Genomic DNA, 16,760 nt, shown 5'->3' with positions numbered 1-16,760 from the left:
ACGTCTTAGTCATGACGCGGACAGACAGGGAGTCGCCCATGCGAACCGGACCGAAGGCGGTCCCGGGCACCATCGCCCGGACATCATCGTTCCTTGACGACCGCCTGGGAGCGGCCCGCTTCCTGAACCGCAACCTGCGCAAGATCTTCCCCGATCACTGGTCCTTCCTGCTGGGCGAGATCGCGCTCTACGCGTTCGTCATCCTGTTGCTCACCGGCACGTTCCTGACGTTCTGGTTCAAGCCGAGCATGGGCCACGTGGTCTACGACGGCGGCTATGCGCCGTTGCGGGGCGTGGAGATGTCGCAGGCGTACGCCTCCACGCTGGAGATCACCTTCGAGGTGCGCGGCGGGCTGCTCATCAGGCAGGTCCACCACTGGTCGGCGCTGCTGTTCATCGGCGGCATGATGGTCCACGCGCTGCGGGTGTTCTTCACCGGCGCCTACCGCAAGCCGCGCGAGCTCACCTGGGTCATCGGCGTCACGATGCTCGCGCTGGCCCTGCTGGAGGGGTTGACGGGCTACTCACTGCCGGATGATCTGCTGTCGGGTGCCGGCCTGCGGGTCACCGAGGGCGTGCTCATGTCGCTGCCACTGGTCGGTACCTACCTGACCTTCTTCTTGTTCGGCGGGGAGTATCCGGGTGAGGACGTCGTCTCCCGGTTCTACGCGCTGCACATCCTGCTGATTCCGGGGGCGCTGCTGGTGCTGATGTCGGCGCATCTGGTGCTGATGTGGGTGCAGAAACACACCCAGATGCCGGGCAGGGGCCGCACCCGCACGAACGTGGTAGGCGCTCCGCTGTATCCGTCGTTCGCGGCCAAGACCAGTGCGTTCTTCCTGTTCACCCTGGCCGCGGTGGCCGGGCTGGGCACCTTCGCCCAGATCAACCCCGTGTGGCTGTACGGCCCCTACAGCCCGGCCGACATCTCGGCCGGCTCCCAGCCCGACTTCTACCTGGGCTTCCTGGAGGGCGCGCTGCGCCTGATGCCCGCCTGGGAGGTCAACCTCCTCGGCACCGCCCAAGCGGGCACGGTGCCGTTGAGCGTGGTCATCCCGGCGCTGGTGCCGCTGGGCGTCGTCCTCACCGGGATGCTGCTCTACCCGTTCATCGAACAGTGGATCACCGGCGACAAGCGGGAGCACCACATCCTGGAGCGCCCCCGCAACAACCCGCACCGCACCTCGATCGGCATGACCGCCGTCGTCTTCTACGGCGTGCTGTGGCTGCTGGGGTCCAACGACGAGCTCGCGTCCACCTTCCACATCAGCCTGAACGCCACCACCTACGCCGGACGCGTCCTGGTGATCGCCGGACCCGTGCTCGCCTACCTCATCACCTACCGGATCTGCCTCGGCCTGCAACGCTCCGACGCCGAACTCGTCGGACACGGTGTGCCCACCGGCGTGATCAGGCGCCTGCCCGGCGGCACGTTCACCGAAACGCACACACCGCTGGCCGAGGACATCGAGGCACACCTGCGCGCCAAGGAAGCCGTGCCGGTGCTCGGCGCCCACCACGCTTCCGGCATCCCGCCTGCACGCGTGCGCAGCCCTCTCGGCAGACTACGGGCCCTGATGTCCGCTGCGTACGGCGGGCAGAAGGTCGCCCTGGACGAGGAGCCCGACCGGTCCCTGACCCACTGAACCTCACGGGGCGAGCGGCGATGCTCCCCGTGGTGAGGCCGCTCACACCGTGTCACAGCCAGGCGGGGCACATCGTCTTAAAGGGCATGACAAACTCGCAACAGACCACGGTGTTGATCACCGGCGGCAACAAGGGACTCGGTTTCGAGGCGGCCCGGCGGCTCGGTGCACAGGGTTGGACGATCTTCCTCGGCTCGCGGGACGAAGGTCGAGGACGGGCAGCCGCCGACAAGCTGGCCGACGGTGGCGCGACCGTGGTCATGGTCCCGCTGGACGTGACCTCGGACGAGTCGGTGACCGACGCCGTACGGCTCGTCCGGGAGCACACCGACCGGCTGGATGTGCTGATCAACAACGCCGGCACGCCAGGAAAGGTCATGACGCCGGCAGACGCGACGGTCGAGGAGATTCATTCCGTCTACGACACCAACGTGTACGGACCGATCAGGGTCACGCACGCGTTCCTGCCCCTGCTGCGGGCGGCGGACCATCCGCGGGTGGTGATGGTGTCCAGCGGTGGCGGTTCCTTCGCCGTCGTGACCGATCCAGAACAGCCCGTCTCGAAAATGCACGAGCTCGCCTACAGCTCGTCGAAAGCGGCGCTGAACATGATCACCGTCCGGTACGCCCAGGCGCTCCCGGAGATCAAATTCAACATCGCCACTCCCGGAGAAGTCGCAAACCACACATTCGCCGCCACCGACATGAACAATCACACCGGTCAGCTGACGGTCACCGAGGGCACCGACTCGATCCTGCGACTCGCGATGATCGACGCCGACGGGCCGACCGGGATCTTCGTCGATCGCCTCGGCCCCGTCGCCTGGTAACCACCGCGCGACCAACCTGCTCCTCGGAAGGTCCGAACCCTCAACGGGGCCGATCACCCGCTGCGGCCGTGCGGAGCGCGCGGTAGAGCAGGCGGGCATCGCCCAGGTGGTGGCGCAGGAGCTTCTCCAGACCGCCGATGGGGATCAGGTTCTGCGGGGCGCGCGGGTCCTTGTAGGCCACGCCGGCCAGCGGAGGCAGGGCGAGCGTGACCGCGTCGGCGATCCGTACCGCCTCTGCCGGGTCCAGTTCCGCGCTGGCCTCGCAGCGCGCCACGCCCGCCCACGGCGCGGACGACTGGACGGGGAGCCGCACGTACCAGGCATGCCGCCGCCAGCTCGTGCCCATCAGGAACACGGGCGTGCGCTGGCGGGGCATGAGCGCGGCGACCACCGCGGACTGCGGTGGCGGCAGGTAGGCGGTGTGGTGCGTCTTGATGTAGCCGACCGTGCGCGGCAGGTGCGTACGCCCCCGCAACGGCCCGTCCACCAGCAGCAGGTCGTCGCTTCGCGACCGGTGTCGCACCGCCAGGTCCACCTCCAGCTGGGTGACCTGCCGCTGCAGCGCCAGCGACAGCTCCTCGAAGCTCGCGTCGGCGGCCTTGCTGGGCTGGTAGGTGGCATGCGTGGTCTTCACCTCGGGCGTGTGCGGCGAGGCGGAGATCAGCGTCCGGTTGACCTCGATCGCCGCCAGGTCGGCGCCGGCCGGGCCGCACCGGACGATCCCGGCCGCGTAGGAGGCCGCGATGCCGGGCACGGGCATGGGCGTGTCGGGGTCGTGCACCCAGACGCGGGCGTCGATCCTGCGCACCCCGTCGGCGACGAGCAGCGTTTCGGGGGCGGAGGCGCCGGCGCCGGGCGTGACGGGCTTCCAGTCGGCGGGCGGCCGCTCGACGTCGAGAACCAGCTCGGCGCTGGTGGCGCCCAGCTCGGAGAGGTTCTCGACGGCGAGGGCGGCAGCGTAGCCGGGGTCCCAGGGGTCAACGGTGAAGCCTGTCACTGGATCCCGGCCTTCCGGACGTGGGAGCCCTTTGCGTCGCGCCTGACCTCGAAGCGCACCGGCACCCGCTCGGCCAGCGCGGGAACGTGGGTGACGAGGCCGATCATACGTTCCTGGCCGGCGGCGAGGCGTTCGAGCGTCGTGGCGACGGTGTCGAGCGTGGCCGGGTCGAGCGTGCCGAACCCCTCGTCCAGGAAGATCGAATCCAGGCGCCTGGCGACCGCGCCGGACAGCGCCAACGCCAGGGCGAGGGCCGCCTGGAAGGTCTCGCCGCCGGACAGCGTGCGGGCGCTGCGCCGCATGCCCGCCTCGCCGTGGTCGATGACCTCGATGTCACCGGTCTTGTCGGCGAGCGCCAGCTCGTACTGGCCGTCGGACAGCTCGCGCAGCGTGTCGGAGGCGGAGGCGACGAGCACCGCGAGGGCCTCGGCGCACAGCCAGCGCTCGAAGGCGTTGGCGCGCAGGCGCAGCGCCAGCTCGTGGGCGACCTTGGCCTCATGCTCCTTCATGGTGATCCGGTTCTCCAGGTCGGCGGCGCGCCTGCGCTCCTCCTTGAGGCGGTCGAGCGCGCTGTCGGCACGGGCGACCGCCGTGGCGACGGCCGCGCCGAGCTGGTCGGGCGTAGCGTCTGGCGGGGCGGCGACGCCATGCTCGGCCAGGCGCTCGGCCAGTCCCCGGCGGTCGGCGGCGAGCCGGGCGCGGGCCCGGGTGAGCTGCTCCTCACGCTCGGCCAGCGCGGCACGGGCGGACTGCGCGGCCCGGTCGCGCCAGCCGAGCAGCTCGGTCCAGGCCCGGTGCAGATCCTCGCGGACGAGGGGCGGTGGCGGATCGTCCTGGGCGCCGGAGACGAGCAGCCGGTCGCGGGCGGCCTCCAGCGTGCGCCAGGCGGACTCGGCCTGGCGCACGACCCGCTCGGCCTCGACCCGGGCCCGGTCCAGCTCGCCCCGGGCGGCGCGGACGGCGGTGCGTACCTGGGCGGCCAACTCGTCGGCCTTGGCGACGGCGGCCAGCCGCGCTTCGAGCTCGGCCCGGTCACCGGGGGCGGGCAGCGCGGCGAGCTCGGACTCCAGCCGGGTCGCCTGCGTGGCCAGCATCGACGCCGACGTCTCCGCCTTGGCATGGGCGGCTCTGGCGCGCTGGGCCCGTTCGCGGGCGTTCGCCAGGGCGCGGTCGGCGGCGCGGATGTCGGCGGGCGGCTCGTGGCGGGGCAGTTCGGAGATCGGGTGGCGGCAGACCGGACAGGGCCGGCCCACTTCCAGCCGGTTGGCCAGGTGGGTGGCGGCGTGGGCGTCACGCAGGCGTTCGCGCTGGTCCTCGGCTGTGGCAAGCGCCTGTTCGGCTGCGGCCTGCTCGGTGGCCGCACCTTCGAGGAACGCGACGGCCGACGTGGCCGCGGCGCGGGCCCGCGTGGCCTCGGCCTCCAGGCGTTCGCGGGCGTCCAGCGCGGCCAGCGCCGCCCGGGAAGCGCCGCGGTCGCCGAGCGCGGCCAGCGCCTCGTACGCCTCGTGCTCGTCGGCCTCCAGCCGGGCCACGTCGGCGGCCAGCGTCTCGACGGACTCCGCGGCGGCGCGCCTGGCCGAGGCCAGGGTCGGGACCGCTGCGGGCATGCGGAGCCCGGACAGGACCGACTGGCGTTCGGCCACGGCGGCCCGCTCCTGCTCGGCCAGGCGGATGTCGGCCTCCCCGGCCCGCAGCAGGTCGAGATCGGCGCCCATGGTCCCGGCCAGCCGCCGCAGCGCCGCCAGCCGCGCCGTCAGCTCCCGCTCGGCCTCGTCCGTCGCCCCGGAGAGCTTGGCAAGCTGGTCGCGGGCGAAGGAGGCGTCCTGCTTGGCGGTCTCCTCCTCGCGGGCGGCGCGCTGCCTGATCCGCTCGTAGACGTCGGCGTCGAGCAACTGCACCAGCAGGTCCTGCCGCTCGCGGGGCGCGGCGTGCAGGAACTCGGCGAAGCGGCCCTGCGGCAGGACCACACACTGGGTGAAGAACCGGTACTCCAGCCCGGTCACCTGCTGCGCCTCGGGGGTGACGTTCTCGCCCTCGGCGAGCGGCCTGACCACCGCCTCGAACGCCCCCGAGAGCGGTGCGGCTGGGTCCAGCTCGTCGAGCCTGGCCTCCTTGGTACGCACCGCGCCCTTGGCGTCGCGCACCATCGCGCGGACCACGCCGTAACGCCGCCCGTCGCTGTCGAACACCATCGCCACCTTGCCGGCGGTGACGGAGGGTGCCAGGGCGTGGGCGACGGCGCCTTCCCTGCCCCAGCGCGGCACGGTGCCGTACAGAGCGAAGCAGATCGCGTCGATGATCGTGCTCTTGCCCGCGCCGGTCGGGCCCACGAGCGCGAAGTACTCGGTGTCGGAGAAGTCCACGCTCACCGGCTCGCGGAAGCTGCCGAAGTGGTCCAGGTGCAGCAGCAGGGGACGCATCAGCCGGTCACCTCGTCGTAGAGCCGATCGAACAACGTGGCCACCTGCTCGTCCTGGCGGCCGGTGGCGGCGAGGTAGTCGCGGAACAGCTCGCGCGGGCTCCGGCCGGCCGAGCTCGCCCGCCGCGTGGCGGGCACCGGCCTGAACCGCTCGTCCAGCATGACGTCGACGGCCCCCGACAGCAGCTCGCGCACGTCGTCGGCCAGGCCGACGCGGGGTTTCTCCTCGACGATGACCTTGAGCCAGTCGTCGCCGGGTTCGACGGCCTCAAGCTGCTCCAGCGTGCCGCGTACGGTACGCAGCCTGCGGGCCGCGGCGAACGTCAGCTCCCGCACCACGGCGGGCCGCCCCGGCGAGACCTCCACCAGCAGCGCGCCGGGGGTGTTGCCCTCCTCGCCGAAGTCGACGGCGAGGGGCGAGCCGCTGTACCAGATCGGGCAGGGGCCGGGGATCTGCTGGCGGCGGTGCAGGTGGCCGAGGGCGGCGTACTGGGTGACGGGCGGGAAGGCGGTCGGCTCGAAGTAGTAGGAGAAGATCGACTGCGCCTCCCGCTCGCCGCCGCCGAACGCCCCGCCCGGCAGAGTGCCGTGGGTGGTGACCAGGTTGACGGTGTCACCGTGGAAACCCGCGGTGAGAGCGCCGATCAGCTCGCCGATGCGGGCGGCGTAGTCGCGGTTGTGCTCGGCGGCCGTCCCGCTGAGGACCTCGGCGGCGCGTACGACGTACCGGTGCGACAGGAACGGCAGCACGGCCAGCCGCACCGGCTCGCCCGACCGCGCGGTGAAGGCCAGCGTGCCGCCCTGCTCGGGACGGCGGAAAGAGCCGATCACATGCAGGCCGAGCTTGCCCAGCACCGGCCGGTAGACCTCCAGCAACTGCGGGTTGTCGTGGTTGCCCGCCAGCACCACCACGTCCCGACCGTCGCCGCTCAACGCCATGAGCGCGTTGAGCACCAGCGACTGCGCCTCGGGGGTGGGCGCGGAGGTGTCGAAGAGGTCGCCCGCCACGATGACGGCGTCCACGTCGTGGGCGCGGGCGGCGGCGACCAGCTCGCGCAGCACCTCTCGATGCTCGTCGAGGCGGGAGCGGCCCTTGAGCACCTTGCCCACGTGCCAGTCCGCGGTGTGCAGGATCTTCACGAAACCACCTGTGGTCAGAAGGGCGGAATGTCGTCTTCGACGCCGGGCAGGCCCTGGAACGGATCGGCCGAAGCCTTCGTCGGCGGGGCCGCGGCCTCGGCGGGCCGGGTGGCCCAGGCGGGGAAGGGGAAGACGACGGCCAGCGGCACGGGGATCTCCGGCTGGGCGACGAACATGGTGCCCGGCTTGGCGATCGTGGCGCGTTCCCTGACGGCCGGGGGCAGCCAGCCGTATTCGGACCGGGCGGACTCGGCCGGGTCCAGGCGGCCCGCGACGCGTACGGCGCTGTTGGAGACGATGCGCCGCTCCACCTCCGAGGCGGTCTGCTGGGCGCCGATGAGGATGACGCCGAGCGAGCGGCCTCGCTCGGCCACGTCCAGCAGGATCTCCTTGATCGGGGAGTCGCCCTCGCGCGGGGCGTACTTGTTGAGCTCGTCCAGCACCACGAACAGCAGCGGCCGGGCCGTGCCGGACGACTCCTTGCGATGGAACTCCCCGCGCAACACCACCCCCACCACGAACCGTTGCGCCCGCTCCGGCAGGTTGTGCAGGTCCACGATGGAGACCTGCGCGTCGGAGGTGCGGATCACGTGGTTGCGGTAGAACGGCAGGTCGCCCCGGACGATCGGTGACAGCGGGCGCACGGCGCTGCGGAGCCGGCGCAGAAAGGCGTTGACGGTGCCGAGCGGGGTCTGCGCGCCGGTCCAGTCCGTACGGCTGGCCTCGTCCTGCAACTGGTCGGACAGCATCTCGACGAGGTCGGCGAACGTGCGGCAGGACGTGCCCCGCACCATGATCGCGCCGCCCTCCCCCACCGGCGCGGCCCACGCCTTCAGCCGGGCCGCGACCTGCCCCACCAGCAGCGAGTATCCGGCCCGCTCGTCGTCGGCGTCGGCGAAGACGAACCGCAGTAGTTCCTCCTCGCAGAACTCGACCAGCGTCCAGTAGAAGGCGCTCACCCCATGGGTGCGGGTGGAGACGTGCGGAACGCCGTTGGCGTCGCCGGGGCGCGGCGGGGCGAAGACGTGGACGCTGCCGAACGGCTGGGCGGGCAGCCCCAGCCGAGCGTAGACGCTCCTGGCGCGCTCATCGAGCCGGACGTTGTCGTGGTCGAGGAAAAGCAGGTCCTCGCCCTTGACGGAGAAGATCAGCGCCTTGGTGTTGGCCGCCTCACCCTCCAGGACGCCCGAATTGAAGATCGAGTAGAGGAGGAAGGTGGCGAACGACGTCTTGGTGGCCACGCCGGAGACGCCGGAGATCGACACGTGGGCGCCCCGGGTGCCGTCGAGGAAGTCGAAGTTGACGTACAGCGGCCGGCCGTCACGGCCCATCCCCAGAGGGATCCGCCGCTCCATCACGTCGAAGTAGAGCGCCTGGTCACGGTCGTCCGCGCCGGCCAGGAAGACCTTGGAGCCCGGCAGCGGCGGCACGAACACCTCCGGCTCCACCCTCGTCACCCGCACCTCGGCCACCTCGACCACGGCGGCCGGCAGCGCGCCGTCGGCGATCAGGAAGACATCGGAGTCGTACGCCGCGCCCTCGTGCCTGGCCTCCACGGTCGTCACCACGCCCGCCACCAGCACGGGACCGTAGCCCGGCACCTCCCGTCTGGTCACCACCACGTCGTCAAGCTGGACGATCTTGCCTGGCTCCAGACCGATCCAGAACGACAGCGGTGAAGCCGCCTGGGTGCCGAGCACCCGTCCGACGGCCTCGCCGGCCGCAGGCATCCCTGTCGACGCCTCCTGGTTGACCGCCCCGTTGACCGTCACTCATCCCTCCACCCCGCGCATGCCGTTCCAAGGGAGCGTAGTGGGCTCGAGGTGGTGCGTCCGGCTCATTTCGCTCCGCCCCGCTCGCCCGGGCGTACCAGGCGCCCCACCCGCCGGCTGCCGTGGGAAAACTGTCGGTGGCGTCCGGCATGGTGAGCGCATGACCTGTATGCCGCTCCGCCATGCCTTTGCGCGGTGTGCCGCGGGCGACATCGCCCGCGGCGACGCCGCGCAAGACGGGCGAGGCGTGTGACGGTCGTCCCGGATGAACAAATCGCGGTTCGCAGCACCTCGCCACCACTGCGCGCGCAAGGATATGAAGGGTCTTTCATGACAGCCGATCAGCCACTCATCTGCCCGAGGTGCCAGGGCGTGACCGTCGCCGCGCAGGCCACCGCCTACACACCCGCCCGCGGACGGCTGATCGTCGCCAACGGTTACTGCCGGGGAGACTGCTCCGACGCCGAGCCCGACCCCGGCCACGACGCACCTGCTGACAGCGCGACGGTCCCTCCCCGGTCGACGCCTGCGGCTGCCTCCTGACCAGGCCAGGTCGACGTGCCGCACCCGCAGCTCGACGGCACGCTCCACCCGCCCCCGCTGCTCGAACCACTTGACGACGTGCAGGCACCGCCGTCGTCGGGCTCGGCGGACCGGGCCCGGGTCAGTCCGTCAGGGCGGCGCGCAGCTTGGTCAGCACGGCACGCAGGATGCGCGAGACGTGCATCTGCGAGATGCCGAACTCCTTGGCGATCTCCGACTGGGTCATGTTGCCGTAGAAGCGCATCAGCAGGATGTTCTTCTCCCGGGCCGGCAGGGCGTCGATGAGGGGCTTGATCGCGTGCCTGTCGAGCAGGGTCTCGAGCGACTGGTCCTGCGCGGGCAGGAAGTCGCTCAGCTCGGCCGCGTCCTCGTCACCACCGCCCACCGGCGCGTCCAGCGACAGCGCGGAGTAGGCGGTGGAGGCCTCCAGGGCGAGCAGCACGTCCTCCTCGGAGATGCCCAGCTTGGCGGCCAGCTCGGCCACAGTCGGCGAGTGGCCGAGGACCTGGGTCAGCTCGGCAGTGGCCTTGTTGATCTCAATGCGGCGTTCCTGGTAGACGCGCGGCACTCGGATGGCCCACGTGCGGTCGCGGAAGTGACGCTTGACCTCGCCCAGCACGGTGACCATGGCGTATCCCCTGAACTCGTGCCCGAGCGTGGGATCGTAGCCGTTGATGGCCTTCATCAGGCCCACGTAGGCGGCCTGGCGCAGGTCGTCCATGGGCTCGCCGCGGTAGCGGTAGCGGCGGGTGACCTCGCTCACCAATCCTTCGTGCATCTCCACCAGGCGCTCGCGGATGCGCGCGACGTCCAGATCGGAGATGTGCGGGTCGGCCAGGCCGGCCAGGAGTTCCTCGGCGGTCAGGTGCTGGAGTGCAATGGTCAGGACAGGCACGTGCTGCTCCCAGATGTGCCGGCGGCCCCGTCCATGGAAAAAGCCCATGCAGAGGCACGCCTTGGTTCGCGTGAGAGGAAGCCCTCTGCTGGACTTCGAGATCCACTCTCCCCGCTGAACGGCCGCCATCACCTTCTTTTGGTAACGAATCGATAACTGATATGTGCCCCCGGTGCGGCCGCCGCGCCAGGCCGGTTGATCGGCTACCTGTGGGCGCGCACGACGTTCACGAAGCGAGCGTGATCTCGGCCAGCTCACGCCAATCCCGCCGCCGACCGGCATGGGTCGCCTCGGTGAACACGGTTTCGCCGAGGCGATTCCGGGTGTCCGCGGCGATCCTGGAAACGTCCGGCTGCGAACGATCCGGCGTACCGCGCACGCCGTCGCTTGCCGCGAGCAATCGCGCGGCCTGCTCGTACTGTCCCTGGCGCAGCGCGAGATCCGCGATCCCGATCAACACCTCGGCGATCACCGGTGGATACGTCGTCTCCACAGCCGCGCGGAACGCCTCGCTCCGATGCGCGCGGGCCATCTCGAGGTCCTCGGTGAGGTAGCCGTACAGGTCCATGACCCTGGCGCGGACCATGTCGTTCAGTTCGTCATTGCCCAGCACCGCCCGCACCGCGGCCAGGTGCCGGTGTGCCGAGTCCGGCTCGCCGCGCCAGCGCGCCAGCCGTGCCTTCGACAGCTCCAGCTCGGCAAGCGTGTCCGGCCAGGCGATGTCGCCCGCGTACCGCTGAGCTTCGGAAATGGCGGACGCGCTGGAGCGCTCATCGCCGAGCAGCCAGTACAGCTGAGCCTGCCGCGCCCGCAGGTCGACCACGTCCTCGGTCGCCCCAACCTCGGTCAGCGCCACAGCGGCCTCTTCGTAGTGCTCACACGCGCGTGCCAACTCCCCGCGCATGGCGAGCCGATCGGCCAGGAAGGTCAGCGCCCACGAGATCCCCCACCGGTCACCCAGCGTGCGGAACTCGGCAAGGGCGATCTCGGCGTCGATGTCCACATCGGTCGCGTCGCCGCCGAGCGTGAGCCGCAATCGGCCACGAGTGAGCCTGGCCTGCGCCCGCACCCATGGATCGTCGTCGGCGATGAGCGGCTCGAACGCGGGCAGGAACTCCGCCGGCCCCTGCAGCATCCGCTCCAGCGGCCGGACGAACCCGAGTATCGGGTGGCGATACCCGCTGCGCTGGGTGAGCTGGTGCGCCCGGTGGATCCACTCCCGGGCCTGATACTGATCGCGGCCGGGCCCGGAGGTCTCGAACACGGTCACGATGGCGTACGCCATCGCCCGCACCTCATCGGGCACCTCACCGTGCAGCGAGGCCGCCGCGATGCTCAACTCGGTGCCCTCGGCCCGGTGCCCGCTGAGGAACCAGTACCAGCCCACGGCCGCGACCAGCCGCATCGCCTCGTGGGCCCAGCCCTCGGCGATCGCCCCGCGCAGGGCCGCACTGATGTTGTCGTGCTCGGTCTCGAGCGTGGACAGCCATTCCAGCTGCTCGGCCCGGCGCAGGTGCGGCTCGGCCGTCTCGGCCAGCTCGGTGAAGTAGGCAAGGTGCGCCCGGCACGCCGACTCGGTCTCCCCGGCCTCGGCGAGCCGGTGCGCCGCGTATTCCCTGATGGTGTTGAGCATCCGGTAGCGCGGCGTGCCCTCGCCGTCGGCGAGCAGCAGCGACTTCTCGATCAACGCGGTCAGCACGTCGAACACCTGCTCCCCGGCGAACGCCTCGTCCCCGCACACCCGCTCGGCCGCCTCCAGGCTCGCCCCGCCGGAGAACACCGAGAAGCGCTGCAGCACGCCGCGTTCGGCCTCGGTCAGCAGATCCCAGCTCCAGTCCACGACCGCGCGCAGCGTCCTGTGCCGGGGAAGCGCCGTACGGCTGCCGCTGGTCAACAGACGGAATCGGTCATCGAGCCGATGTGCCAGCTGATCGATGGGCATGGTGCGCAGCCGGGCCGCGGCCAGTTCGATCGCCAGCGGTATCCCGTCGAGCGCCCGGCAGATCCGCGCCATGGCCGACAAGGTGTGCGCGTCGGAGCCGATGTCCTTGCGCACCAGATCCGCGCGGTCCCGCAGCAGCCGCACCGCGGGCGAGGACCCGACCTCGGAGGGGTCCGCTCCCTTCGCGGGCAGCGCGAGGGGCTCGACCTGCCACAGCACCTCCCCGGTGATACCGAGTGGTTCCCTGCTCGTGGCCAGAATCCGCAGCCTCCGGCACTCCCCCAGAAGCCGATCCGCGAAAGCCGCGGCCGCCTCGATCACGTGCTCGCAGTTGTCCAGAATCAGCAAGATCGCGCGCTCCCGGACCGCGGCGATGAGCCGATCCATCGGCTCCCCACCCCGCGCCCCACCGAGCAACCCCTGGTCACGCAGGCCGATCGCGGTAAGGGCGGCCTGCGCCAGGTCACCGCCCGCCCGCACCGAGGCCAGTTCGACCAGCCACGCCCCATCCGGCAGCTCGACGAGCATCGTCCGCGCGGTCTCCGTGGCCAGCCTCGTCTTGCCGGAGCCGCCCGCCCCCGTCAAGGTGACCAGCCGGTGCTTGACGGCCAGACCGGCGACCGCGAAGAGGTCCTCGTCCTTGCCGACGAAACTCGTCAGTTCGGCGCGCAGGTTGGTCCTGCGGTTCTCTGCCCGCTCGCCCAGCTCGCCCCGCAGCAACGCGGTGTGCAGCGCGGACAGCTCGGCCGATGGGTCGGCGCCCAGCTCCTCAGCGAGCCGCTCGCGCGTCCGCTGGTACACGGTCAACGCCTCATTGCCACGCCCCGCCTCGGCGAGCGCACGCATCAAGGCCGCCACGAACCCCTCCCGCAGCGGATACGCGGCAACCAGCTCGGTCAGCTCGGAGACCAACTCCGAGCCACGGCCGAGGCGGATATCCGCATCCACCCGATCCCCGAGCGCGGCGACGTAGAGTTCGTCCAGACGCGCGACCGCGGCGTCGAACACATCGCTGTCTCGCAGCGCGATGTCCGCCATGGCCCTGCCACGCCACAATGCCAGGGCCGAGCGCAGCAGATCGGCCCGCGCCGCAGGCTCGGCGGCACGCGCCTGACCGACCAGGTGCTCGAACCGGCACACGTCCACGGCATCAGGAGCCACGGCCAGCCGGTACCCGCCGGAATCCGCCTCGATCACACCGTCGGGCAACACCCTGCGCAGCCTGGACACCAATGCCTGCAAGGCATTCACCTCGTCCGCGGGCTGCTGTTGCCCCCAGATCCAGTCCACCAGCCTCGCACGCGTGACGATCCGGCCAGGTTCGAGGGCGAGTGCGGCCAGCAGCGCGCGCAGCCGAATCCCAGGAACCTCCACCACGGCCCCATCGGGGTTGCGGACCTCGAACGGTCCGAGCAGTTCAACTCGCACATCAGTCATTGTGCCGAACCGCGGCGACGTCCCGAGCCGGTTGCTGGGCTGGTTGGCGCACGCAGCACGGTCGTGGCGGCCGTTCCCGAGATGCCGGCCAGGCCCGCGACGTCGCACGAGATCACCCCACCGTCATGGAGGTGTTGTGCACCTTCGTCCGTGAATGGCCCAACCGAGGTCTGGTTTGTACGATTCTGGAGTGCAGTTGTGGGTCGGGCCTGGCGGGATCGAGGTGGAGCCCAAGGTCCTTCGAGGGGTCCGGCCCACATAAGCCCAAAACCCCCACTCGATCTTGCTGGGCTGCTGATGTACCGGATAACGCGCCCGAGTCGCGCGGCGACCGTTCCGGTGAACCCGCAGGTCGCCGATACATGGGCCGGACCTCGTCCTGCTTTGCGACGGCTGGCCACTGTGCAGGACGAACCCGATGACCTCGCCGCTGTGGGGCATCCGTACCGTCAGTGTGCCGAGAGTCAGCCGGTCCGATCACCGGATCGGACCAATCGGCGTTCCCAGGCCAGGGCCGCGACCACACCGATGGCATAGGCGACCATGTCCCATGGGTCAGGGAACGCGCCGACCAGGACACCGCCGATGCCCGGCGGGGTCATGCCGACTATTTGGTAGAACTCGACGGCGGCGGCGATCGCGGCCGTGGCCAGGGTGCGGCGTGCGGCGGTGGTGCGCCACAGCAGCCCCAAGAACGCGTAGACCAGCATGGTGGCGCCGACGTCGCTCACGTAACCGCGGATGAACGGTTGTCCCGGACCCCGGTAGAAGAGGGCGAATGCGCCGACGGCGAGGGCGACCCCACCCAGAAGGACCATGGCACGGCGCATGTGATTGACATCTTCTCCGAATCTTAACGATCAGGACGAACCTGATCATAGAGCTCGTCCCTTATGGCGGCGTGCTGATTGCGGCAGGTCAGCGACCGCGGTGGAGTGCCATGGCGACGGCATGCCAGCACGCTGGAACGTAGTGACGATCCAGCCTGACCAGCGAGAAGTTTCGTGGGGAGCGGTGGTCCGCCAGGGTTGGAGTTCGTGGAGTGCGGTCACTGCCGTCCGCTTCGTCACGCTGTTCTCCGACGACGCCTTCACCAGGAGTTGACCAGCGCGCTGTCGCCGATCCCGCACCTGCCGGCGGCCGGGTACGCACGACAGCGCGCCGCGAGGTCGCGGCAAGGACCCGGCGATCGCGGTGCCGGCCACATTCTCCACCGCCTTCCTGATCGTCGCGGCAGGGCTGGAACTCCTGCTGCGACCCTGCATCATCTACGCCCCGGGGATCATCTTGTTCGTCCTGACCCGGTGAGAACGCGGCATGCGCGAGCTGATCCTGTTCGTCGTCGTCAGGCAGGTTCCCAGTGCGACGCCAGTTGAACGTCGCCATGTGAACGACGGGCACCTCGCAACACCCGATCTGGGCCTGGCCGCCTGAGACCGCCTACCCGGCGGGGCCAGAGGTGATCAGGAGGCGGCCGCCTGCTCGGCGCCGTGGCGCCGGCTTCGGCCAGGGTCCGACAGAGCGACGCGGCCGGCGGGCGCCCGCCCGCCTACTTGGCGGGACGAAGAACGAGGAGGACGGCTCCTGGCAGACCCACCCGGGCCTCGTTTCTCCTTCTGCCGGCGATTCCGCGACGCGTTCACGCGAGGGGATGAGCCATGTCGAGGAGTCGGCGCAGGCGCAGCACATCGGGGGCGAGGGCCGTTACCAGGATGGCGGGTCCGGTGAGCGGCGTCAGCACGGCCTGTCCTTGTGCCGGGTCTTCGCCGAGCAGCCGGACGCCGCTCGGCTCCTGCTCGAAGGCCGGGTCGACGATGAGGATCTGGCCGGCGGCGCGGTGGCCGGCGAGGACGGCGGGGCCGTCCCAGGCGGGTGCGTCCGGGCCGTACCTGGTCTGCTGGTCCAGGAGCAGGTGTCCGTCATGCCGGACGGTGAGGCGGGTGGTCAGCCGGCCCGGTAGCTCGTTGGCGCGTCCGAGGACCTGCTCTTCGCGTAGGACGAGTCGGGCGGTGGGGGCCAGGTCGATGGTGCAGGTCTGGTGGAGGTTGCTGCGTGCGGTGGAGATCAGCGGCTGGGGAAGCCAATGCAGGCGCGCCTGCTCTGCCACCGTCAGCCGCACGTCGTAGGTGGCGTGCTCGGGTGTGGGGCCGCGCAGCGCGATGGTGGCGGCGGCCGAGGTGATGTGCAGGTGGGCGCCCTGCTCGGCGGTGGCTTCGATGCGCAGGCGGTCGCCGCCCAGAGGGGCGCTCATGGCACCGAGGATGCACACCCGCGCCTGCTTTCCGTGTGAGCGACTGCGGCGCAGGTCGAAGGGGCCGTCACTGTCGAGGACGGGGAGGTCGGTGGTGTCCCCCGAGGTGACTGCCCTGATCCGGGCGGTGGCGTGCACGCCCGGGGCGGTGTGCTTGGTGTCGGTGGTCCGGGGCGCCGTGACGGTCATGCGGGGCTCGCGGTCCAGTCGGCGAGGCGCTCGCGGACCCAGTCCGACACGGGTGTGATGCCGCCTTCGGCCTTCAGGGCGGTGAAGGCGACGGGCAGGTCGCCGCGCTGGGCTTTGGCGTCGCGGGCCATGCCCTCCAGGTCGACGCCGACGTAGGGGGCGAGGTCGGTCTTGTTGATGACGAGGAGGTCGGCGGTGGTGATGCCGGGGCCGCCCTTACGGGGGATGTCGTCGCCCCCCGCGACGTCGATGACGAAGATCTGGGCATCGACGAGGCCCTTGGAGAAGGTCGCGGTGAGGTTGTCGCCGCCTGACTCCACGAGGATCAGGTTGAGCGGGCCGAGCTGCTCCTCCAGTTCCTCGATGGCTTCGAGGTTGGCGGAGATGTCGTCGCGGATGGCGGTGTGCGGGCAAGCCCCGGTCTCGACCGCCGCGATGCGCTCGGCGGGCAGCACGGCCTCGCGGAGCAGGAATTCGGCGTCCTCGCGGGTGTAGATGTCGTTGGTGACGACGGCGATGGACACCTCGTCGCGCAACGCGCGGCACAGGGCGGCGACGGTGGCGGTCTTGCCGGTGCCGACCGGCCCGCCCAGCCCGATGCGCAGGGCGCGGCGGCGGCCGTCGGGGCGCTCGGAGGAGGAGCCGCCGGGGCCGTGGGCGTGGCCCTCGGGGAAGGCGTCGCTGTGGTGGAGATGCATC

General features: G+C 70.9%; 12 protein-coding genes. 3 read left to right on the top strand and 9 right to left on the bottom strand.

Going from position 1 to position 16,760, the window contains the following annotated elements; all coding sequences use genetic code 11:
- Window positions 1-38: 38 nt before the first annotated feature.
- Entirely contained in the window at window positions 39-1,646 is a 1,608-nt protein-coding gene (qcrB, locus tag FHU36_RS18245; protein ID WP_185085177.1) for a cytochrome bc1 complex cytochrome b subunit, read from the top strand.
- A 20-nt stretch (window positions 1,647-1,666) separates the two neighbouring features.
- Window positions 1,667-2,476 (top strand): SDR family oxidoreductase, encoded by an 810-nt coding sequence (locus tag FHU36_RS18240; protein WP_246502490.1) that lies wholly within the window; start codon window positions 1,667-1,669, stop codon window positions 2,474-2,476.
- A 40-nt stretch (window positions 2,477-2,516) separates the two neighbouring features.
- On the opposite strand, the gene FHU36_RS18235 is transcribed toward FHU36_RS18240, so the two are convergent.
- From FHU36_RS18235 to FHU36_RS18220, 4 genes are read right to left on the bottom strand one after another with little or no spacing between them, the layout of a single operon-like run.
- Window positions 2,517-3,473, bottom strand: coding sequence for a hypothetical protein (locus FHU36_RS18235; RefSeq protein WP_185085176.1), 957 nt, complete (start codon window positions 3,471-3,473; stop codon window positions 2,517-2,519).
- Window positions 3,470-5,893, bottom strand: coding sequence for an AAA family ATPase (locus FHU36_RS18230; protein ID WP_185085175.1), 2,424 nt, complete (start codon window positions 5,891-5,893; stop codon window positions 3,470-3,472). Before FHU36_RS18230 ends, FHU36_RS18235 begins: the two co-directional genes overlap by 4 nt.
- Entirely contained in the window at window positions 5,893-7,032 is a 1,140-nt protein-coding gene (locus tag FHU36_RS18225) for an exonuclease SbcCD subunit D (RefSeq protein WP_185085174.1), read from the bottom strand. Before FHU36_RS18225 ends, FHU36_RS18230 begins: the two co-directional genes overlap by 1 nt.
- Before the next feature lie 14 nt (window positions 7,033-7,046).
- The gene (locus tag FHU36_RS18220) at window positions 7,047-8,804 is read right to left on the bottom strand and encodes an ATP-binding protein (protein ID WP_312891674.1); all 1,758 of its coding nucleotides are present in this window, start codon (window positions 8,802-8,804) and stop codon (window positions 7,047-7,049) included.
- 372 nt (window positions 8,805-9,176) lie between these two features.
- Between FHU36_RS18220 and FHU36_RS18215 the strand changes: the two genes are divergently transcribed.
- Window positions 9,177-9,347, top strand: a complete 171-nt coding sequence (locus tag FHU36_RS18215; RefSeq protein ID WP_185085173.1) for a hypothetical protein — start codon at window positions 9,177-9,179, stop codon at window positions 9,345-9,347.
- 121 nt (window positions 9,348-9,468) lie between these two features.
- Here the strand turns inward: FHU36_RS18215 and FHU36_RS18210 are convergent, their stop codons facing one another.
- The 5 genes from FHU36_RS18210 to ureG form a co-directional block, all read right to left on the bottom strand.
- Window positions 9,469-10,242, bottom strand: coding sequence for a SigB/SigF/SigG family RNA polymerase sigma factor (locus FHU36_RS18210; protein WP_312891673.1), 774 nt, complete (start codon window positions 10,240-10,242; stop codon window positions 9,469-9,471).
- Between the two features lie 226 nt (window positions 10,243-10,468).
- Window positions 10,469-13,612: a BTAD domain-containing putative transcriptional regulator gene (locus FHU36_RS18205; protein WP_185085171.1), complete on the bottom strand. Its 3,144-nt coding sequence runs from the start codon at window positions 13,610-13,612 to the stop codon at window positions 10,469-10,471.
- Window positions 13,613-14,085: 473 nt separating this feature from the next.
- Window positions 14,086-14,451 carry a DUF2809 domain-containing protein gene (locus FHU36_RS18200; RefSeq protein WP_185085170.1) on the bottom strand — a complete coding sequence of 122 codons (366 nt, stop codon included), beginning with the start codon at window positions 14,449-14,451 and terminating at the stop codon, window positions 14,086-14,088.
- Window positions 14,452-15,260: 809 nt separating this feature from the next.
- Window positions 15,261-16,061, bottom strand: coding sequence for an urease accessory protein UreD (locus FHU36_RS18195; protein WP_185085169.1), 801 nt, complete (start codon window positions 16,059-16,061; stop codon window positions 15,261-15,263).
- Window positions 16,058-16,759: an urease accessory protein UreG gene (gene ureG, locus FHU36_RS18190; RefSeq protein ID WP_185085168.1), complete on the bottom strand. Its 702-nt coding sequence runs from the start codon at window positions 16,757-16,759 to the stop codon at window positions 16,058-16,060. Before ureG ends, FHU36_RS18195 begins: the two co-directional genes overlap by 4 nt.
- Window position 16,760 lies beyond the last annotated feature (1 nt).

The sequence above is a fragment of the Nonomuraea muscovyensis genome (genome assembly GCF_014207745.1).
In the GTDB taxonomy this organism is placed as follows: Bacteria; Actinomycetota; Actinomycetes; order Streptosporangiales; family Streptosporangiaceae; genus Nonomuraea; species Nonomuraea muscovyensis.
The sequence above is the reverse complement of the archived record's forward strand: the minus strand, read 5'-3'. Positions and strand labels throughout refer to the sequence as shown.